16 protein-coding genes and 1 other RNA gene are annotated in these 20,310 nt (G+C 40.8%); 6 read left to right on the forward strand and 11 right to left on the reverse strand.

Annotated features, from left to right (window positions below; translation table 11 throughout):
- Nucleotides 1–12: 12 nt before the first annotated feature.
- Nucleotides 13–300, forward strand: a complete 288-nt coding sequence (locus WS08_RS03290; protein WP_009765306.1) for a hypothetical protein — start codon at nt 13–15, stop codon at nt 298–300.
- Nucleotides 301–405: 105 nt separating this feature from the next.
- On the opposite strand, the gene uvrB is transcribed toward WS08_RS03290, so the two are convergent.
- The 5 genes from uvrB to pcrA all read right to left on the reverse strand — a co-directional run bounded on the left by uvrB (nt 406) and on the right by pcrA (nt 9,059).
- Nucleotides 406–2,418, reverse strand: coding sequence for an excinuclease ABC subunit UvrB (gene uvrB, locus WS08_RS03295; protein ID WP_009765305.1), 2,013 nt, complete (start codon nt 2,416–2,418; stop codon nt 406–408).
- 20 nt (nt 2,419–2,438) lie between these two features.
- Nucleotides 2,439–3,077: a YfbR-like 5'-deoxynucleotidase gene (locus WS08_RS03300; protein WP_009765304.1), complete on the reverse strand. Its 639-nt coding sequence runs from the start codon at nt 3,075–3,077 to the stop codon at nt 2,439–2,441.
- Nucleotides 3,078–3,320: 243 nt separating this feature from the next.
- Nucleotides 3,321–4,508, reverse strand: a complete 1,188-nt coding sequence (locus WS08_RS03305; RefSeq protein WP_038566654.1) for a CamS family sex pheromone protein — start codon at nt 4,506–4,508, stop codon at nt 3,321–3,323.
- 130 nt (nt 4,509–4,638) lie between these two features.
- A complete protein-coding gene (gene ligA, locus WS08_RS03310; RefSeq protein ID WP_144427311.1) occupies nt 4,639–6,744 on the reverse strand; it encodes an NAD-dependent DNA ligase LigA in 2,106 nt (701 codons plus the stop codon).
- Between the two features lie 20 nt (nt 6,745–6,764).
- Nucleotides 6,765–9,059 (reverse strand): DNA helicase PcrA, encoded by a 2,295-nt coding sequence (pcrA, locus tag WS08_RS03315; protein ID WP_009765301.1) that lies wholly within the window; start codon nt 9,057–9,059, stop codon nt 6,765–6,767.
- A gap of 479 nt (nt 9,060–9,538) precedes the next feature.
- Between pcrA and WS08_RS03320 the strand changes: the two genes are divergently transcribed.
- From WS08_RS03320 to msrA, 3 genes are all read left to right on the forward strand, one after another.
- Complete coding sequence (locus WS08_RS03320) at nt 9,539–9,814, forward strand: hypothetical protein (protein WP_009765300.1); 276 nt, start codon at nt 9,539–9,541, stop codon at nt 9,812–9,814.
- A gap of 237 nt (nt 9,815–10,051) precedes the next feature.
- The gene (locus WS08_RS03325; RefSeq protein ID WP_241761922.1) at nt 10,052–10,399 is read left to right on the forward strand and encodes a TM2 domain-containing protein; all 348 of its coding nucleotides are present in this window, start codon (nt 10,052–10,054) and stop codon (nt 10,397–10,399) included.
- Nucleotides 10,400–10,598: 199 nt separating this feature from the next.
- Nucleotides 10,599–11,120 carry a peptide-methionine (S)-S-oxide reductase MsrA gene (gene msrA, locus WS08_RS03330; protein WP_009765298.1) on the forward strand — a complete coding sequence of 174 codons (522 nt, stop codon included), beginning with the start codon at nt 10,599–10,601 and terminating at the stop codon, nt 11,118–11,120.
- A gap of 60 nt (nt 11,121–11,180) precedes the next feature.
- Here msrA and WS08_RS03335 read toward each other — a convergent pair whose 3' ends face one another.
- The 5 genes from WS08_RS03335 to WS08_RS03350 all read right to left on the reverse strand — a co-directional run bounded on the left by WS08_RS03335 (nt 11,181) and on the right by WS08_RS03350 (nt 14,856).
- Entirely contained in the window at nt 11,181–11,963 is a 783-nt protein-coding gene (locus WS08_RS03335; RefSeq protein WP_009765297.1) for a trypsin-like serine peptidase, read from the reverse strand.
- Nucleotides 11,964–12,180: 217 nt separating this feature from the next.
- Nucleotides 12,181–13,311, reverse strand: a complete 1,131-nt coding sequence (locus WS08_RS03340; protein WP_009765296.1) for a THUMP domain-containing class I SAM-dependent RNA methyltransferase — start codon at nt 13,309–13,311, stop codon at nt 12,181–12,183.
- A 91-nt stretch (nt 13,312–13,402) separates the two neighbouring features.
- Nucleotides 13,403–13,774: RNase P RNA component class B (rnpB, locus tag WS08_RS06840), an RNA gene on the reverse strand.
- Nucleotides 13,775–13,790: 16 nt separating this feature from the next.
- Entirely contained in the window at nt 13,791–14,207 is a 417-nt protein-coding gene (gene gpsB, locus WS08_RS03345; protein ID WP_009765295.1) for a cell division regulator GpsB, read from the reverse strand.
- A 91-nt stretch (nt 14,208–14,298) separates the two neighbouring features.
- Entirely contained in the window at nt 14,299–14,856 is a 558-nt protein-coding gene (locus WS08_RS03350) for an SLOG family protein (protein ID WP_009765294.1), read from the reverse strand.
- A gap of 186 nt (nt 14,857–15,042) precedes the next feature.
- Here WS08_RS03350 and recU point away from each other — a divergent pair, with 186 nt between their 5' ends.
- Nucleotides 15,043–15,654: a Holliday junction resolvase RecU gene (recU, locus tag WS08_RS03355; protein ID WP_009765293.1), complete on the forward strand. Its 612-nt coding sequence runs from the start codon at nt 15,043–15,045 to the stop codon at nt 15,652–15,654.
- Entirely contained in the window at nt 15,647–17,920 is a 2,274-nt protein-coding gene (locus tag WS08_RS03360) for a transglycosylase domain-containing protein (RefSeq protein ID WP_009765292.1), read from the forward strand. Before recU ends, WS08_RS03360 begins: the two co-directional genes overlap by 8 nt.
- 221 nt (nt 17,921–18,141) lie before the next feature.
- Here WS08_RS03360 and WS08_RS03365 read toward each other — a convergent pair whose 3' ends face one another.
- Nucleotides 18,142–20,310 (reverse strand): C39 family peptidase, encoded by a 2,169-nt coding sequence (locus WS08_RS03365; protein ID WP_009765291.1) that lies wholly within the window; start codon nt 20,308–20,310, stop codon nt 18,142–18,144.

Raw genomic sequence — 20,310 nt, forward strand, 5'->3', positions numbered from 1 at the left:
GGGAGATTCATTATGCGCTTTTTTTCTAACCTATTTTCTGGTGTTAGCGCCAGCTTCAAGGCTTGGCGTAACCAAATGGTTCATCTAAAGCTTTCAGTTAAAAAGTTAACAACTGCTACATCTAACTTGCAAGCGGCTGTGCCAGAATTGGAAGAATTCTCAAAAGATATGGAACGTAGTTCTCGTAAGCTTGCCTACAAGAACAAGCCCCATTTGGATCGTATTAACGAAGCCAATGATCGTATTCAAGCGAATTTAACTGAAATCCAAAACATTTTAAGCCGTAAGAAGTCTAAGTAGTCACGCTACTAGACATAAATGCTTATCAAACAAAAACACGTACATGCTGAGCCTGACCAATGTCGACTCCTGCATGTACGTGTTTTTTATTAGCTATTTATCTCACTACTTGCCCATTTGAACGCGTAGTTCCATGACTGTGTCACGCAAATTAGCGGCTTCTTCAAAATCAAGACGCTTTGCGGCGGCACGCATTTGTTCTTCCAAGTTAGCCACTGTTTCTTCTTGATCGGCTTTAGCCATATCTTGGAAAGCAACTTGGGTAAAGCTTTCCGTCTTTTGACCGGCATCAGCTTCTCGTGAAACTTGGATATTTTCACGGATTGGCTTAATAATCGTTTGTGGCGTAATCCCATGCTCCGTATTATAAGCCATTTGAATTTCACGACGACGTTGCGTTTCGTCGATGGCGGCTTGCATTGAACGCGTCGTTTTATCAGCGTACATTAACACATGCCCATTCGCATTACGGGCGGCACGTCCAATCGTCTGAATCAAAGAACGTTCATTACGCAAAAAGCCTTCTTTGTCTGCATCCAAAATCGCAACCAAAGATACTTCGGGTACGTCAATTCCCTCACGTAACAGATTAATCCCAATTAGCACATCAAATTTACCTAAACGTAAATCACGGATGATTTCTGTTCGTTCCAATGTTTTGATATCAGAATGCAGATACTTTACTTTTACTCCGACGTCCTCTAAGTAGTCGGTCAAGTCTTCTGCCATTTTCTTCGTCAGTGTTGTGACGAACACACGTTCATCGCGAGCGGCACGTTCATTGATTTCACCCAACAGATCATCAATTTGGCCCATCACTGGTCGCACTTCAATCGTTGGATCCAACAAACCAGTTGGTCGGATAATTTGTTGCGCAATGTGCTCTGGTCGGACATGTTCTAATTCGTAATCACCTGGTGTCGCTGACATATAAATAATCTCATTGATATGCTTTTCCACTTCTTCAAGCTTTAGCGGACGGTTATCCAAAGCACTTGGCAAACGGAAACCATAATCAATCAATGTTTCTTTACGTGCGCGGTCACCTTTGTACATCCCCCGAATTTGTGGCATTGTCACGTGAGACTCATCGACCACAATTAAGAAATCTTCTGGGAAGAAATCAAGTAAGGTAAATGGTGGTTCTCCTGGGACACGACCATCCATATGGCGTGAATAATTTTCAATCCCATTAGTGAAGCCCATTTCTTGAATCATTTCCAAGTCATACTCAGTACGTTGCTTTAAACGTTGTGCTTCCAGCAACTTACCTTCGTCTTCAAACTTCTTTAATTGTTCATCCAATTCCGCTTGAATCGTCTTCACGGCCCGTGATCGAATATCATCATTAGTCATGAAATGCGTCGCTGGATAAATCGTCACGAAATCTGTTTCTAAGGCGATTTCCCCCGTTAGTGCATTAATCTCACGAATGCGTTCAATTTCATCCCCAAAGAATTCCACACGAATTGCACGTGAATCAGAAGACGCCGGGAAAATTTCTAACACATCACCACGTACACGGAAACGACCACGTTGAAAATCAATGTCATTACGTTGGAATTGAATCTCGACTAGCTTACGCATCAAGTCATTGCGATCGAGTTCTTCACCAACACGTAGATTAATCACATGATCACGATATTGTTCTGGGCTACCCAACCCAAAGACAGATGACACAGACGCCACCACAATTGTGTCATTACGAGACAATAGCGATGCCGTTGCGGCATTACGCAACTTGTCGATTTCATCATTAATAGATGAGTCTTTTTCAATATACGTATCTGATGATGGTACATACGCCTCTGGTTGGTAATAGTCATAGTAAGACACAAAGTATTCCACCGCATTATTCGGGAAGAATTCTTTGAATTCACTATAGAGTTGACCCGCCAAGGTTTTATTGTGTGATAACACCAAAACCGGCTTATTGGCATTGGCGATCACATTTGAAATCGTAAATGTTTTTCCGGTTCCCGTTGCACCCAACAAAATTTGTTCTTTCACATGTTCATCTAAGCCTAACGATAATTGATTAATCGCAGCTGGTTGATCTCCAGTGGGTTCATACTTTGAGACTAAGTCAAAGTTTTGTTCTTTTGTTGGTGTTTGCATCGTCACCCTCCCTGATGCCATTAATTAGTTGGCATGTAGATATCAATATAAATTTGCTTTAAGCGATCTGAACCTGGGAATTGTTCGTTCAACAATTCTGGTAAGACTTCACGAATAAAGTACGCCACACTTGGCATATCACGGTATTCGTGAATCGTCTTTAGGCTTTCACGATAGATTTCCATGAACACACGTTCTGGATTTCCCTTTTGTAATTCTTCGTATGCTTCATACAACAAGTCAATCTTGTCGGCGACTGACAAAATGCGACCTTCGAGGGTCTCATCTTTTCCTTCATGCAAACGACGCTTATAAATCGCTTGTAATTCGACTGGAATTTCAGCTTCCACGAAATTGTCAGACAGATTTTCCTCAACATCTGCTAACATGTCACGTAAAACTGGGGATGCATATTTCACTGGTGTACGGATGTCACCAATAAAACGTTCGGAAATGTCATGATTTAGCGCTTTTTCATAAACCATACGCCAATTCACTTCATTTCCATTTAATTCTTCTAAGTCACTCAAGAATTGTGCTGCTTGTGTCACTTTCCAAGAATGCGCAGCCACTGAATGTGGTTGGTACTTAAAATATCCAGGTGCGCGCGAAATCATTTCTAGTTCATTTAACCCTGACAAATATTGATGCATTCCCATGTTTTCATGTTCCCCTTTTCTAGTCGCCCTAATTATTCGACATTTTCATTATAACATAAGATTTCTAAACCGCGGTATACAGGCGTTTCAACCACTATGTTCGCATAGTATATATGACTGTATACATCTCGTAAATAAATGATACGTTTAATCACATTGGCACTATTTGATGGCTATTTTCTGAATAGAATTCCTTTGTTATAACAAAAAACACACTACCATAATTAGTAGCGTGTTTCTAAATTAATATGATCCTAGAATGTTAACTGTGTACTTGTCACTGTCCGCATCCTTCATGATATATGCTTGCATACCTGTGGCAGCGTTCATACGGATTTGTACGGGCACTCCCTTTGGTAAGTAGCTTGGTGCGTTTTGTGCAATGTAGTTAGCAAAGTTTTCAATTTCAGTTGCTGAATAGAATTGCGTTGTAATGTTGACGTTCAATCCTTGTAAATTACCATCTGTGTATTGGGCTTGTCCCGTTACAGTTGATAGATTAGGGAAGAACTTTTCAATCAAATCGGTGAAGTTCTTGAAACTCTCATTCAATTCAGTTCCCAATGGTGTTTCTTCACTACTTGATAAGGCCGGTTGCATTGGCAACACAACTGTTTTGTTATCAAGATTCTTAAACTCGCTGACTGAATCACCAGTTGATGATTGTGTCCAGCTGTAGAAGTTACCACCTGATAAGGCATCATTCTTGTTTTGCGCATATAGCACAACAACAATCTTTGTATCCTTGTTAACACCTTCAAGCTTACGGTAACGCGCAACTACTTCTTTGGCAATACGTTCCCCTTCACGCTTACGGTCAGCATCGCTGATATCTTGCGTGAATTTCGCACCATACTTTTCCTTTTCATACACATCTTGTGTATTCATGGCCAACCCAATCACAATACCATCTAGTTGCAAGTCGTTTCCTTTTTGCGTCATGAAGTTTTGTTCTTCGATTGTTTGTAGGTAGTTAGGCACACGCTTATCATCAGTCTTCCCATTATCCTTAGGATTTAGTCCTTCAGGATTATCCTTTGATTCACGGTTCAACCACTTTTCCGCTGTTGCAGCGTCTAAGTATTGCCCTTCTTGGAAGACATATTTTGATGTACTAAATTGATCCTTTGAGAAGTTCAACAAACCAGATTGGAAGCTAACCATGTTCATTTGGTTGGCATTTTGCGCTGCTGTGATACCACGTGACTTACTTGTGACATAGCGTCCGTTCTTAATAACTGTCTTGTAGGCACCTTCACCCTTAGCAGTTACTTCAACGTTTTTAGATTCCTTTTTGGCTGTTTTAGGCGTTTCAGTTCTATTCCCTGCATTTTGTGAGAAATAATTACTAAAGAAAACCAGTACTCCCATCAGGACAATGATTACACCACCAAATAACATCCATTTTAACCATTTTCCATTGACCGGCATGTCTTTTCTCCTTTTATCAGTAAGCCGTAATCACTACGACGTACCACTCTTTTATAACACTATTTGAAATCTAATTATACAGCACTTGTTAACTACGATACAACAAGAACCCTTGAGAATACTTTAAAAATCATCCCCTACGACATGCCATAGAAAAAGACATCGCAATCTTTGCAATGTCTTTTACCATAATGCCGTATTTAGGTAAATTCATTTGGGCCTTAAGCTCTTGTTCTGACCAGATTTCAATGCCAAGGTCCTGCGCTTTGGCTAGCTTTGAACCAGCATCAGCACCAGCAACCAGTAAGTCGGTCTTCTTAGAAACTGACCCAGCCACAGTTGCACCTTGGCTTTCTAGCCAATCACTTGCTTCTGTACGTGTCATCTCAGTCAACTTTCCAGTCAAGACAACCTTTTTACCTGATAATGGCGTGTCGTTGTTGATCACAATTGCGGCATCATATGCAAGGTTTAACCCTAATTCATCTAATGCTGCAATTAATTCTTGGGCATGCGTTGCTGCAAAGTATTGTTCAATACTGTCACCAATCACCAGACCAATACCTGGAATTTCCGCAATTTCTGCGGCACTCGCGGTCATTAGATTAGGAATTGTCTCAAATTTCTGTAGCAAAATCTTTGCGACTTTAGCCCCAACATTACGAATACCTAACCCAAATAACAATTTTTCAGCTGAATTTGTTTTAGATACAGCCAATGCTTCTAATAAGTTATTCGCTGATGTCTCACCAAACTTTTCCAATGTCACTAGTTGGTCTAATGACAAACGGTATAAGTCAGCCACATCGTGGACCAATTCATTGGCAACTAATTGCGCAATAATCTTTGGGCCTAATCCATCAATGTTCATTGCCAAACGTGAAGCAAAGTGTGCTAGACGTTCTTGCATTTGTGCCGGACATTGTGGATTGATACAACGTAAGGCAACTTCACCGTCCACGTGCACTAATTCTTCATGACACTCTGGACAATGTGTTGGTACGACATATGGTTCACTATCGTCAGCACGCTTAGTAAAGTTAACGGCACGAATTTCAGGAATGATATCCCCTGCTTTGTGTAAGTAGACCGTGTCGCCTAAGCGAATGTCTTTATCTGCTAGATAAGTTGGATTATGCAATGATGCACGCGCCACAGTTGTTCCAGCTAATTGGACTGGTGTCATCACCGCTGTCGGTGTAACAACGCCAGTGCGGCCCACAGTCCATTCAATCGTTTCAACAACCGTTTCAGCTTCTTCAGGTGGGAACTTATAGGCAATCGCCCAACGAGGGACTTTAACCGTACTACCTAGCTCTTCTTGCTGATGTAAGTCATCAACCTTAATCACAATTCCATCAATCCCATATGGCAAACCATCACGATCTGACGTATGTTGTTCAATATACATCTCTAGCTCATCTGTGTCCGCTGTGACACGTTGGCTCAAGGTGTTTACTGGCAATCCTAATTCATGCAAACGCGCAATGACGTCTGTTTGTGTTTGTAGGCCAAGTGTTGTTTGTGGTTCAACCAATTGATACAAGAACGCAGCCAAGCCACGTTCTTTCGTTACTTTCGCATCTAGCTGACGTAATGATCCAGCCGCCGCATTACGTGGGTTCGCAAAGGTTGCTAATCCCTCGTTTTCGCGTTGTGCATTCAAAGTCGCAAAGGCTTCTTTTGGCATATAGACTTCTCCACGCACTTCAATTGTGACCGGTTCATTTAGTTCTGCCGGAATGTCCGCAATTTGTTGGACATTCTGCGTCACATCTTCACCAATCAACCCATTTCCACGTGTTGATGCTTGTGTTAACTTTCCATCCACATACATCAAGCTAATTGCTAAACCATCAATTTTTAATTCAGCATTATACGCCAATGAATTGTTAAAGTGCTTTTGGGTCGTTGCCATCCATTCGGTTAATTCGGTCACGCTAAAGACGTCACCCAATGACAACATTGGAATTTCATGTGGCACCTTAGCCAAATCACTTTTGACCGTCGCACCACCTACTTGACGCAAGATTGAATCTGCCGCAATCAACTCTGGATAGGTGTCATTTAGGCCTACTAGCTCTGCATATGCACGATCATATTCCGCATCAGACACACTTGGTGCGTCATTTTCGTAATATTCTTGTGCCCACTGCTTAAGTGTACTTTCTAGCTCTAGAATGCGGGTTTGCGCATCTGATTCTAAAGTAAATGATTGTTCATTTTCATTAGTCATAGTCATTAAACCTCAAAATTTTAGTCTTCTACCTTAGTAATTGGTGCAAATGATGCCAACAAACGCTTGATTCCATCATTTGGAAAGACGATGTCTAATTCAGTGTTGTCACCTTCACCTGAAATCTTAACAACACGCCCAATTCCCCACTTCTTGTGAGAAACTTGGTCACCATCACGCCATGTTTTCGCAACGACTTCAGTGTTCTTTCCGCTAATTGTTGGTGCGGCGGCGCGAGCGGCTTGGTTTTGGGCCACACGTGAACGACCAGAGAATGTTGTCCCGGTTGCTGTTTGTGTACGACGCGCAAAGGGATAATCGTCATTGTTTCCGCCACTACGACCAGAGAATCCCATACTAATAGGCTCTGGTGACATAATTAGATTACCATCAATTTCATTGATGAAACGTGATTGTGGATTCGTTAATGTCTTACCATACAACAAACGTGAAAAGGCATTTGTCATGTACAGCTTGTCCTTAGCACGTGTAATTCCCACGTACGCTAAACGACGTTCTTCTTCCATTAACTTTTCTTCGTTATTGGCACTTCCCAGTGGGAATAGCGTTTCTTCCATTCCAACTAAGAACACAACTGGAAATTCTAGCCCCTTCGCCGCGTGAAGTGTCATCAAAGTTACTTGATCATTTGAATGTTCATCCACACTATCCAAATCTGAGACCAACGCTAATTCACCTAAGAAATCAACATACTTAGATACACTGTCTTCGCTTGGTTGATAATTTTGATCAAATTGTGCAGTTACAGATAGGAATTCGGCTAAGTTTTCCAAACGTCCTTGGTTTTCTGGTGTTGGGTTCGCCTTTAATGTCTTTTCGTAGTCTGACTTATCCAAAATGGCTTTTGTTAAGTCAGAAATACTCAAGTCGTCAGTCATTGTGGCACGTAGATTATTAATCATATTCGCAAATGCCATCAATTGGTTTGCCGCACGTGCAGTTAGACCTGGTACAAGACTCGCGTTAATTGCAGTTTCCAACAATGTCCAGTTATTTTGTGCCGCAAAAGCACGGAACTTTTCTAGACTTGTTAGTCCAATTCCACGCTTAGGTTCATTTACAACACGCAAGAAGCTTTCATTGTCCGCTGGATTGGTTACCAATGAGAAGTATGCCAAAACATCACGGATTTCTTTACGGTCGTAAAACTTTGAACCACCCACAATCGTGTATGGCATGTTAGCTTTCACTAACGCTTCTTCCATTCCACGTGATTGTGCGTTTGTACGGTACAAGATTGCGAAGTCTTTGTAGTTACGATCACTATCTTCAATACCCTTTTTAATTTGGCTGATGACATACATCGCTTCATCACGATCACTTTGGGCACGGTAATAGGTAATCTTTTCTCCTGCCCCGTTATCAGTCCATAGGTTTTTAGCAATACGCGCATCATTGTTTTCAATCACGCCATTGGCTGCGTCCAAGATTGTTTGCGTTGAACGGTAATTTTGTTCAAGCATAACGGTCTTAGCATCCGGATAGTCTTTCGTAAAGTCCAACATGATTTGCATGTTAGCACCACGCCAACCATAGATTGACTGGTCTGAATCACCAACTACGGCCAAATTACGGTGTAATCCTGACAACAATGTTACCAAACGGTATTGGGCATCGTTGGTGTCCTGGTATTCGTCGACGTGAACGTACAAGAATTTTTCTTGGTAAAAGTTCAAAACTTCAGGTTCTTTTTCTAACAAGTCAATCGTCAACATAATCAAGTCATCAAAGTCGACTGATTGCGCCAAACTCAATTGGTGTTGGTATTCCTTGTAGACCTTTGCGACGATGTCTTCAAATGGTCCTGATGCTTGTTCAGCGTACAACTTGGGTGTTAATAGTGCATTCTTCGCATTAGAAATGGCCCCTTGCACACTACGTGGATCATACTTATCTGTATCGACGTTCATGTCCTTCAAAATACGCTTAACCAAACTCTTTTGCGCACTTGCATCCACAATGGTAAAGTCACGCTTATACCCTAAGCGGTCAATATCACGACGTAAAATTCGTACGGCTAACGCGTGAAATGTTGATACCCAAACAGCATCCGCATCATTTTGTGAGACAAGTGTCCCAATACGCTCTTTCATTTCACGGGCTGCTTTATTCGTAAACGTAATCGCTAGAATACGCCATGGCATAACGTCTAAATCTTGAATCAAATGTGCCACACGATGTGTCAAAACACGTGTCTTACCTGATCCGGCTCCCGCCATAATCATCAATGGCCCTTCAGTGGTACTAACCGCCTCTGCTTGTCGCTCGTTCATTCCGTCTAATAACGCCGTCATATTACCCTCCTTGATATGCATACACATTATTCCGTTCGTACTTCGTGTGATACATAAATCGTTAATTTTGATTGTCTTAGTTGGGTGCCGAACAAAAACCATTTAGGTCATTACCCCAAATGGTTTACGCAATAACTGCACTTCTTACACAATTCAGTACTGTAAATTATAGCATAATCAACCAACTAACTTCTTCCGTTCACTCAATAAAATGGTCAGATATTATCTGGTTATTTTATTGATTGTCTCGTTTAGCGTACTGAATAATCTTCACACATATTTAACGCTTCTTTTTCAAATGCCGCGATAAAAATATCAAACAAAAAGTTTGAAGATTGATAAAATAGTCTATATAGCCTCCTTTCCTCTAGGCGGGAAATCTAACATTAGATTGGTTCATTAACGCTCACTCAATACATAGTCGCTTGGTTTCACGTGCAGAAAGGAATCACGTTAAAAGCTAGCGGAGGATATACAAGATGAGTAGAACACAAGTATTACGATTGATTGCCAGTATCGCGAGTGTGATGTCTGTATTGATGTATGTTTCCTATATTCCACAAATTATGAGTAATTTGGCTGGAAATCATGGTGACCCAATTCAGCCTCTAGTTGCGATGATTAATTGTATTTTTTGGACCATTCACGGTTGGTTCGGCTTAGATGGTCACACTAAAGACAAGGCCATCATTTTTGCGAATATCCCTGGAATCTTTTTTGGTGGCTTTGCCTTTTTAACAGCTATCATGCATTAATTTTTAGTGACTCTGCATCCTCAGAGCCACATACATAGCGAATCAGACATAAAAGGCCTATGCAGTAACACATGGGTAATTCTTCTTTGAAAATGAATAAAGGTACGCTAATTATATTTATTATCTCTACAGCCTGTAGTATCATACTTTTAACCCTTTAAGATTATGCTACAACATGATCATTAACTGGACACACGTGCACTCAGAATCACGCTAAAAGCTGAGTAGGAGTTTTATATGATGAATAATGCTGGTTTACTAAATCAATTAACGAATGACGAACGTATTTTGGTCAACTCAGAAGTTGAACGAAATGGTAAGAATATCGTTGTTGCGTACATTCTAGCTGTTTTCTTCGGAACACTGGGTATTCACCGTTTCTACATGGGTAAGACAGGTTCAGGATTAGCAATGTTGCTAATTACTGTTTTGACACTAGGTATGGGAGCCATCGTAACGGGTGTTTGGATGTTCGTTGACCTATTCTTAATTCCAGGTTGGATTCAAGAAGACCAAAACACATTGGAACGTGCAGCCGCAGAATCTATCCTTTCTGATCCAAACCGTTACCAAAAAGTTGGCTAAAAATTGATTATTTCTGAACACGGTTACGTGTTATGGGCGTAAGACATAACTGAAAAAGACGATATTATGCATGTGGATAATATCGTCTTTTTCTTACTTTCAGCCACTTCCCTTTCCTATTAAAAAGGAAGTGTTATAATTAAATATAATTTTAATTTAGCAATTTATCCTATCGTCATCTAAATAAGGAGGCCTCATAATGGGTCGAAACTTAGAACGCGCAATTTTTGCAGGTGGTTGTTTTTGGTGCATGGTCGAACCCTTTGAAGAAAAAGATGGTATTGAAACAGTTTTAACTGGTTATACTGGTGGAACGACCGTTAACCCAACGTATGAAGAAGTCTGTACGCATCTTACTGGTCATACCGAAGCCGTGGAAATCATCTATGATGCAGATATCATTAGTTACCAAGAGTTACTCGATATCTACTGGCAACAAACTGACCCCACTGATGAATTTGGCCAATTCTTCGATCGTGGACCTAGTTATCGTCCAGCGATTTTCTACACAACGGATGAACAACGCATTCTCGCCACTGAAAGCAAGAAAGCCTTGGATGATAGTCATCAACTATCTCGTCCCGTCGTCACAAGTATTGAACCAGCCGCACCTTTCTATGTTGCGGAAGATTATCACCAACAATATTACAAGAAGAATCCAATTGCCTACCAACAATACCACGCACATCGTGAACGTATTCTTGAACAGCTTTGGCATTAAACCATGTAAAAACACCCTGCGATACTGAGACAATCGTCCAGATATCACAAGGTGTTTTTATTATTTCGTCAACAAATCATCTTCACGGTCCACCACCGATTTAATAAATTGATAGTTTTCGGTATTCAAACGTTGTCCCATGTTTGTCATACGCTTCTTTGACGTTGATGTGCCGTGTGAATGCACACCGACTACTTCATTTTGGTCATTTAGAATTGGCGACCCTGAATTCCCACCAACAGTATCATTGTTATAAACCAAAAACGGGGATTCCATATCATCAAAATTAGTGAGCAATGTTGGCAAAGAATGGGTCCACAATACCCCATTCTTATCCCCAGGATACCCAGTCACAGTTAAATGATCATCATATGCATCAAATTGCTTAAAACTTAGTGCCGGCGCTACTTCAGATAAGCTTACACCCGTCTTAACTTCTGGTCCAACTGTCAATATTGCAATATCTGCCGTTGGTGAGTAATCAACTTTTGTTACTTTGAAGACATATGGTATCGATTTCCCTGAACGACTTGGTCGGAATTCAAATTTCTTAGCTGTGTTCTCAAAATCATCTTTAAATTCATTTGCAACATGTTCATTTGTTACAACTGTGTTATTCCCAACAACAAAACCTGTGCCAACTTTCCCACTGGCTTTTCGAATATGCCCGATTGATTTACCAACATCGGACATGCTATCAACTTTTTCACGGTTATCATCACCAATAAGGGATGCTGGCTTAACAACACTATCGGCACTGACATTTTGACACTGTCCGTCTAACACACCTACACTAAATGCAACCACCATACCAAGCGTTCCCAATACAAACTGTTTACTCATCAATAAAACCTCCCATGTTTAATGAGAAGCATCATATCATATTATTTGCATTAATAACAAATATATATTTATAAATGACGTGAAATTAAAAACCAAAAGTTTGGTCCAGTATTTCTGTCAGTTTTACGGAGAATTACCAACTCACAACATTTGACCCAAAATAAAAACCGCTATATACCAACGTTTATAGCTGGTATATAGCGGTTTTCATTATTTATTAACGGATTTTTTTACCCCAGTATTGGTACAAATCAACCTTCAAAGCACCGTTGTATAACTTACGCTTCTTAGTTGCCTTTGCACCAAAGGCGCGTTCAAATTCTTCGTCTGATGTCAAAATGTACTTAGACCATGTAGGCATGTCTAGGTAAATGTGGCCCATTTCAGCGTACAATTGTTGGGCAGCTTCTTCATCACCCAAACGTTCCCCGTATGGTGGGTTCGCTACAAGGACACCATTGATCTTATCTGTTGACCAATCCTTGGCAGCTAATTGCTTGAAGACGATGTCTTCACCAACTCCGGCTGCTTCGGCGTTTTTCTTAGCAATTTCAATCATTGAACCATCCACGTCAAAACCAGCGATATCTAGTTCTACGTCAAAGTCAATCATTGCACGGGCATCAGTCTTCAACTTCTTACCGATTGTCTTGTCAAACCAGTCCCATTGTGTGATTTCAAATTCACGACTCAAACCTGGGGCAATGTTACGACCGATCATTGCGGCTTCAATCGGAATAGTTCCTGATCCACAAGTTGGGTCAACAAATGGGTTATCTGTAAACCAACGAGCCAACATAACAAGCGCTGAAGCCATTGTTTCCTTCAATGGCGCTCCACCCTTTTCAGTACGGTAACCACGCTTGAACAATGAATCTCCAGTTGAATCAAGAGTAATCATCACGCGATCCTTGTCGATAGCTGTTTCCAAGATGAAACGGTTTCCTGTTTCAGGCAAGTGTGTACGTGCATGGTACGCTTCAGTCAAACGTGATGCAATTGCCTTCTTAGTAATCGCTTGAACCGTTGGAACAGAGTGCAACTTAGAATTCTTTGAACGTCCGTTAACCGGGAATTCAGCGTCGTATGGCAACAAGTCTTCCCATGGGAATTCAGCTGTTTGCACAAACAATTCATCAAATGTACGGGCTGTAAATTCAGTCACCACAATCTTGATACGGTCTGCAGTACGTAGCCATAGGTTAGCACGGTAGATATCTTCAACAGTCCCTTCAAAGAAAACACGTCCGTTTTCTGTTTGGGTTGCATATCCCATGTCCTTTAATTCTTTGGCAACAAGAGCTTCTAGCCCAGCCCCCATTGTCGCCATCAACTTAAATGTTTGCATGATGTCTCCTATTCTCTGTAATCGATTTTTAATCGCTTTTTTTGAAAAATAAAAACCGACGCCACAAAGGACGCCGGCTGCCTGATGTGTCAGCTGTAAGCCATGTTTTGTTCTACAAATAATGTGGCAGATTATTTGTAGTGGTAATCATCTATCTCAGACATTACTGTCTCCCCGACCATCACTTCAATTCGCTAGGTCAAGCGCCCCTACCAAAGTTTGGGTTGCCCGCTCGAGGGGTTTACCGCGTTCCACCCAATCAATTTCTTGATTGGCTCGTCACTGTGGCACTTTCACAACTATTAAACCATGGACAAAGTCTTTAGGTCGTTCGTTGGCCGTCAACTTTTACAAGCTGCCTAGCCTTATTTTTTCAGCTAGCACGAACACTACTGACATCACAGTCAGTGCGAGCATGGACTTTCCTCATGCCGCTTAAAGCGACACGCAATTACCCACCAACACATCAATGAATCTAATTATACACTTTGAGTAGGCTCTTCTGCAACAATTTTTGTCACTGGAGCTGTACGATCTACATTTTTAGTCGCTTCTGCTGAAACACCGAAGACACGACGTTCCAAATTAGATAGACGCTTCAAAATGTCCATGTTTGTATTTGCCGCAACAGCAGGTTGTGCAACCTTAGTTGGTGCTGCTTGTTGTGGTTCAGTTGCTTGCGCAACAGACAATTGCTTTGTTAGTTCTGCAACTTGGCTCTTCAAGCTCGCATTTTGTGCTTCAAGTTGGTCCATGTTGTTTTGGAAAGCTTGATAGTCAGCCATGATTTCATCTAAATATGAGTCAACATCTGTCATATCGTATCCCGTCCCAATACGGGTCTTCTTAAAATCTTTACTTAAAATTTCTTCACGTGTGTGCAATACATTTTCCATCGGAAGCTCTCCTTATTTCTCATCCGTACTCATAGGTATATTTTAGCAGATTACAAGCTAAAACCAAAGGTTATACCAGGAAATTTTAATCTTAATAAAAAGTATTTTCTTGGTATTCATTTGCGTAATCTTGCAATCGATCAAAGTCGATTAACCTCACTGGATAATCAACATTTTCTTGATAACGTTTCGCTGCCCAAACGTCATATCGCACGCTGGCATTCTCAGCGATGTCATCATAAAAAATAACTGCTTGATCAGTATGTTCCAACATGAACCTTTGATATTGCTTTAATTGGTTAGGATCTGTGTACTTATTTTGGGAAATACTCTGCGTAAAATTAACACGTGCTTTCAAATCACTTAATTTGGTTTGTCGTTCTTCTTTCCAATTAGAACCAAAATCTGTAAATGGTGTCATCAGTGCAATTTGAAAATCATCATATTCTGGTTGTAATTCTAACGCCACTTCAATGGCCCAAGTTTCAATTCCTGATTGTCCCCCAACAATCAACCAATTTAGGCCATTTTCTAACTCATGAGTCAGGACTTTCTTTAAGGCAAACTTGATAACCTCTACTTTCGGGTCTTTTTCTTTAAAAACACCTAATTCATGTTGTCGAAAACCTGTAATCCATAATCGATCCATCTTTTTGGCCTCTTTTTTCGTGATTATTTGCTCATCATAACAAAAAAAGGAACCCTGATAAAAGCCCATCTAAGGGACTTTATATCTTTTTTTGTTTTTTTATCGCGAATGTTTTCACGCATAAATTAGGTAGTTAAGTGCGTTATTTGATATAATTAGTTAGTTATTAATTTTGGAGGCTACGATATGACATTCAATTATCCGAATGGCCAACCATATACAGGCCCACAACGACCAGCGAAAGCATCGTTACAATCACGGGCAAGTAATCGTGGTATGACTCTTGAAGGAGACATTAATGTTGCGAATCAGTATTACCGAGATATCGGCCGGGCAGTGATTCATAAGAAACCCACACCTGTGCAGATTGTCAAAGTACATTATCCTGAACGCGCAGCCGCTAAAATTACAGAAGCCTATTTCACTCAGGCCTCAACGACTGATTATAACGGCATATACTTAGGACGTTATATTGACTTTGATGCGAAAGAAACTGCCCATAAGCAGTCTTTCCCATTAAAAAATGTACACGCTCATCAAGTTGCCCACTTACGTCAGATTCAAACCCAACAAGGGTTAGCAGTTTTCATCATTCGTTTCACGGCACGCCAAGAAACGTTTGTTATTCCCGCGACCCTACTATTTCAGTATTGGGATAATCAAGAAACGGGCCGGAAATCGATTCCGTATGATGCCTTTGTTACACACGGTGTCCGCGTGACCCCTGGTTTACAAATCAGCACCCCCTATCTTGACGCAATTGATCAATTGTTAGCTAAAGGAGAACAAAATGGCTGATGAACAATCCCGCATGAAGCGTACTAAAAAATCTTCTGCGAAGAAACAAAAGAAAACGCAAACAGGTAGTCGTCCCAAGCGTATTCTACGTAATACTCTATTGATTGGTTCTGCAGTAGCGGTCATTGGTATGGCCGCTGGTGGCGCAATGTTTACATACTACGCTGCAACTGCACCTCAAATTTCAGATTCTGCCCTACGCGGAACATCACAAACACAACTATTAGACAGCGAAGGTCGTGTCTTCTACACAACGGGTAATCAAACTCGTCAAGTAGCGACAACATCTGAATTGCCTAAGGAAATGCGTGATGCTGTTGTTGCCATTGAAGATCGTCGATTCTATCAACACCATGGTGTTGACCCTCGCCGTATCATGGGAGCAACCTTCGCAAACCTTGTTGGTTCATCTCTTGGACTACAAGGTGGATCAACACTAACGCAACAATTGGTTAAGCTAACCGTCTTCTCTACTGCTACTTCTGATCAAACGATCAAGCGTAAAGCACAAGAAGCCTACTTAGCAACTAAGGTTGAAAAAGAATACAGTAAGGACGATATCCTAACCCTATATATGAACAAAGTGTATATGGGTAACGGTGTTTACGGTATGAAGACAGCGGCCAAGTACTACTATGGTAAGGACGTTGAAAAGCTAACCACACCAGAAATTGCCCTTTTGGCTGGTCTACCTCAATCCCCTTCTGGTTATGATCCATACACTAACCCTGAAGGTGCCACAAAGCGTCGTAATGATGTGCTACGTGCCATGGCTACTTACGGAACAATTTCCGAAAAGCAAGCTGATGAATACACAAAGATTCCGGTTACTAAGGGATTGACTGATAGCCACCCTGAAACTGAAGCAAGTATCGAAAATGCTAAGGTTTCAGATGCCTACATCACTTCAACTTTGAATGAATTGACACGCTTAGGTTATGAACCAGCTCGTGACGGTCTAAAGGTACAAACGAACTTGAACGCTAAAATTCAAGAACGTGCCTACCAAGTTGCTAACGGTGATGATTACGTGCTTTGGCCAAATGATGATGTCCAAGTTGGTTTGACTGTAACTGACCCTAATACTGGTGGTGTTATGGCCCAAATCGGTGGACGTAAGTCAGATCACGTCTTCGGTCTAAATCGTGCTACGCAAAAGAGTCGTTCTACTGGTTCTAATGCAAAGCCTTTGATTGACTTTGGTCCTGCCGTTGAATATCTAAACTGGCCAACTTACCGTGCCTTAGATGACAAGGAATACACATACCCTGGTACAAATATTCCTGTTAACAACTGGGACAACAAGTTCGACGGTCCAATGACAATGCGTCAAGCATTAGCACAATCACGTAACATCCCTGCTATCGAAACATTTGAAGAAGTTGGCCCACAAAACGCTTCTAAGTTCCTATCTAACCTAGGTATTGACTTGAAGGCTGAAGACATGGTTGCTGGTAACGCTATTGGATTTGATGCTTCATCAGAACAAACCGCGGCTGCCTTCTCTGCCTTTAGTAATGGTGGACAATTCTTCAAGCCAACATATGTATCAAGTATCCAAGACCAAGCTGGTGTTACTAAGGAATTCGAACCTAAGGGTTCATCAGCAATGGCCTCATCAACATCATTCATGATGAACAGCATGTTGCAATCTGTTATTTCTGATTCATATGCAAGTATCATTGCTACACCTGCTTACGCACAAGCTGGTAAGACTGGTGTGGTTGGTTACGACTCAGATATCGATGTTCCTGATGGTGCAGCTTCTGACTCATGGTTCACTGGTTTCACTAAGTCAGCAACCATTTCAACTTGGGTTGGTTATGATCAACCTAACGTTCCTGGTCACTACCTATCTCGTGGTGAAGAACAATACCTACCACTTCGTACGTACAGCGCATTGATGAACTACATTATGTCTGGTGAAGTTCTTAAAGAAACTGACTCTAGTCAATGGGAAATGCCTGCTACCGTTCGTTCAGTGATGAAGTACGGTAAGCAAGAATACGAAGTTGTTGGCGGTACATTTAATGACCCTGGTCTAAATGTTGCCCCAGTTGAATCTTCAACGCAAACATCAAAGAACCGACGTTCTTCTAAGCGTGAATCAAGCGCATCATCTGTTCAAGAATCTTCTTCTTCTGAAACAAGTAAGAAAGAAGAATCAGTCTCAGAATCTAAGCCTGAATCACAAACTGTAAGTTCAGAAGCTCCTGCAAATCAACCTGCAGAAAAGCAATCAACAACTACACCTGCAGAAAATTAATAACGCACTTAATATTATTAAGACGTGCATTAAAAATGACCATTATCGATGTTTTATCGGTAATGGTCATTTTATTTTAGATCAATTATATTGTCTTTCCTCAAACCATCTATGTGCGGCAAATTTTTGGACTAACAACAAAACACGCCTACCTATCGTTCAATTGCGATAAGTAGGCGTGTTTTTATTTTATTGATTCATTACGTACATGAGATATTCAATTAACGAATAACCATGTTCATTGACTTAGGTGACTTGTATCCTAATGTTTGTGTATTAGTGTTTACGTATTCCCAAGTGTTTTGATCAACCCATTGTGTACGGTGTCCATATGAATATGGGTCCGCAATCAAGAATTTACCATTACTATGACCAACAATAGTCATAACGTGGAATGAGTGCGCACCAGTCAAACGCCATGAGTAGTCTGCCCATGTTACGATTGCGTTTCCACGGTTCAATTCACGAATGATATCTCCCTTTTTGGCCCCTGTCAAATCAGCTGCACCCATGTCTTTAAAGCTCTTGGCCATGGCACCAGCAAAGATCGTTTCAGTTACCGCACCACCATTCCCAAAGGGGTTTCCATAGAATCCTTTATTAGGACTAACATGGTATCCAGAACCAGTCTTCTTATAGATAGATTGCAAAGAAGGCACATAACGTCCCTTGTGTGACAAAGCCATTTGCATTGAGGCTCCTTCACATCCTTGCGGCGCACCTTGGTTTAATTGTGAATAGTACTTGTAGTTTAACAATGCTTGTGTTGCCTTACCATTGTTTCCAAAGTAGTAACGCGTATTGTTAAATGTCTTCCAAGTATTCGTTAGACGCTTATAGTTGTCTCCATAATATTCAACATTATTTCCAAAGTAACGTGCACCCTTCATCGCGCGACCAGAGTTGTTCAAGTAATAAGTAGTCTTCTTATTCTTAATATCGTAGTATGCATTACGCATTTGCTTGTACGTTTGGTGGTTGTACGCTTCTACTTGTAGCTTACCCTTACTATCCTTGAATGTACGAATTCCCTTCATCGCACGTCCATTGTTATTAAAGTAGTAAGTTGTGTTCTTACTCTTAATATCGTAGTACGCATTACGCATTTGCTTATACGTTTGGTGGTTGTACGCTTCTACTTGTAGCTTACCCTTACTATCCTTGAATGTACGAATTCCCTTCATCGCACGTCCATCGTTATTAAAGTAGTAAGTTGTGTTCTTACTCTTAATATCGTAGTAGGCGTTACGCATTTGCTTGTATGTTTGGTGGTTGTAGGCTTCTACTTGTAGCTTACCCTTTCCATCCTTAAATGTACGAATTCCCTTCATCGCACGTCCATCGTTATTAAAGTAGTAAGTTGTGTTCTTACTCTTAATATCGTAGTATGCATTACGCATTTGATTAAACGTTTGGTGATTGTAAGCTTCTACTTGTAGCTTACCCTTACTATCTGTAAATTGACGGATTCCCTTTGTTGCACGTCCATTTTCATTAAAGTAGTAAGTGATATTCTTACTCTTGATTTCATAGTAAGCATTGCGCATTTGTTGATACGTTTGATGGTTGTACGCTTCAATTTGTAACTTACCATTACTGTCTGTGAATTTACGAATTCCCTTCATAGCTTCACCATTAGTATTAAAGTAATAAACTTCATTAGGACCCAAGTTCAAATATCCATCGCGAAGTTGACTAAAGTCTTTTTGGTAATAGTGTGTGTATGATCCAACAACTTGCAATCCTGTCAACGCATTACCGTTAGCATCAAACAAATACCACTTCTTATCAATTTGCTTTTGTCCAGTAACGAAATCACCATTTTCGAAGTACTTACCGTCTTGCCAACCATTCTTAACTTCTTGTTCTGGTTCTAATTCCGCTTTGGTTTCTGATGTCTTTTTTTGTGTATCAGTTACTTTTTTAGTTTCTGACTTATTTTCAGACACGTCAGTTTCTGGTTTCTTTTCTGTTTTGTCTTCTGCCACATCAGTTGTGTCTTGCTTTTCTGATTTCTCATCTGCTTCATCAGGCACTTCTGTTGTCTCGGACTTATCTACTGGTGCATCAGTGACGTCTTTTGTCTCTGCCTTGTTTTCCAACACTTCAGTTACGTCTTTTGCTTCAGCTTCTTGTTCAAGGGCATTCCCTTTGATATCATCTTGTTTTTCTGCGACATCAGCACTTTTTTCATCCGCTACAGTTAACGGTTCAACATCAGTATTTGTTGTTTCAGTTACAAGCGCTACTTTGTTGCTTAAATCATTATCTTGGATTTGTTCATCGGCGCTAACAGACATCGTCCCCATTGTTATTGCCGCAATTCCTGCAACCGCTGTTACCCATAACTTACCATGCTTATACATTTTAAAGTGTCGTTTCTCAGTCAT

Origin of the sequence: Weissella tructae (assembly GCF_000732905.1) — a bacterium.
GTDB classification, from domain to species: Bacteria; Bacillota; Bacilli; order Lactobacillales; family Lactobacillaceae; genus Weissella; species Weissella tructae.

Coding starts and splice junctions, on each gene's coding strand:
- WS08_RS03305 (WP_038566654.1), bottom strand. CDS start 4,508: ATGCCGGTCAATGGAAAATGGTTAAAATGGATGTTATTTGGTGGTGTA.
- gpsB (WP_009765295.1), bottom strand. CDS start 14,207: ATGGAAAATGTATTGCACACACGTGAAGAAATTTTAAGTAAAGATTTT.
- WS08_RS03340 (WP_009765296.1), bottom strand. CDS start 13,311: ATGCAAACATTTAAGTTGATGGCGACAATGGGGGCTGGGCTAGAAGCT.
- WS08_RS03320 (WP_009765300.1), top strand. CDS start 9,539: ATGAGTAGAACACAAGTATTACGATTGATTGCCAGTATCGCGAGTGTG.
- WS08_RS03360 (WP_009765292.1), top strand. CDS start 15,647: ATGGCTGATGAACAATCCCGCATGAAGCGTACTAAAAAATCTTCTGCG.
- WS08_RS03365 (WP_009765291.1), bottom strand. CDS start 20,310: ATGACTGAGAAACGACACTTTAAAATGTATAAGCATGGTAAGTTATGG.
- uvrB (WP_009765305.1), bottom strand. CDS start 2,418: ATGCAAACACCAACAAAAGAACAAAACTTTGACTTAGTCTCAAAGTAT.
- WS08_RS03325 (WP_241761922.1), top strand. CDS start 10,052: ATGATGAATAATGCTGGTTTACTAAATCAATTAACGAATGACGAACGT.
- pcrA (WP_009765301.1), bottom strand. CDS start 9,059: ATGACGGCGTTATTAGACGGAATGAACGAGCGACAAGCAGAGGCGGTT.
- recU (WP_009765293.1), top strand. CDS start 15,043: ATGACATTCAATTATCCGAATGGCCAACCATATACAGGCCCACAACGA.
- WS08_RS03300 (WP_009765304.1), bottom strand. CDS start 3,077: ATGGGAATGCATCAATATTTGTCAGGGTTAAATGAACTAGAAATGATT.
- msrA (WP_009765298.1), top strand. CDS start 10,599: ATGGGTCGAAACTTAGAACGCGCAATTTTTGCAGGTGGTTGTTTTTGG.
- WS08_RS03290 (WP_009765306.1), top strand. CDS start 13: ATGCGCTTTTTTTCTAACCTATTTTCTGGTGTTAGCGCCAGCTTCAAG.
- ligA (WP_144427311.1), bottom strand. CDS start 6,744: ATGACTAATGAAAATGAACAATCATTTACTTTAGAATCAGATGCGCAA.
- WS08_RS03350 (WP_009765294.1), bottom strand. CDS start 14,856: ATGGATCGATTATGGATTACAGGTTTTCGACAACATGAATTAGGTGTT.
- WS08_RS03335 (WP_009765297.1), bottom strand. CDS start 11,963: ATGAGTAAACAGTTTGTATTGGGAACGCTTGGTATGGTGGTTGCATTT.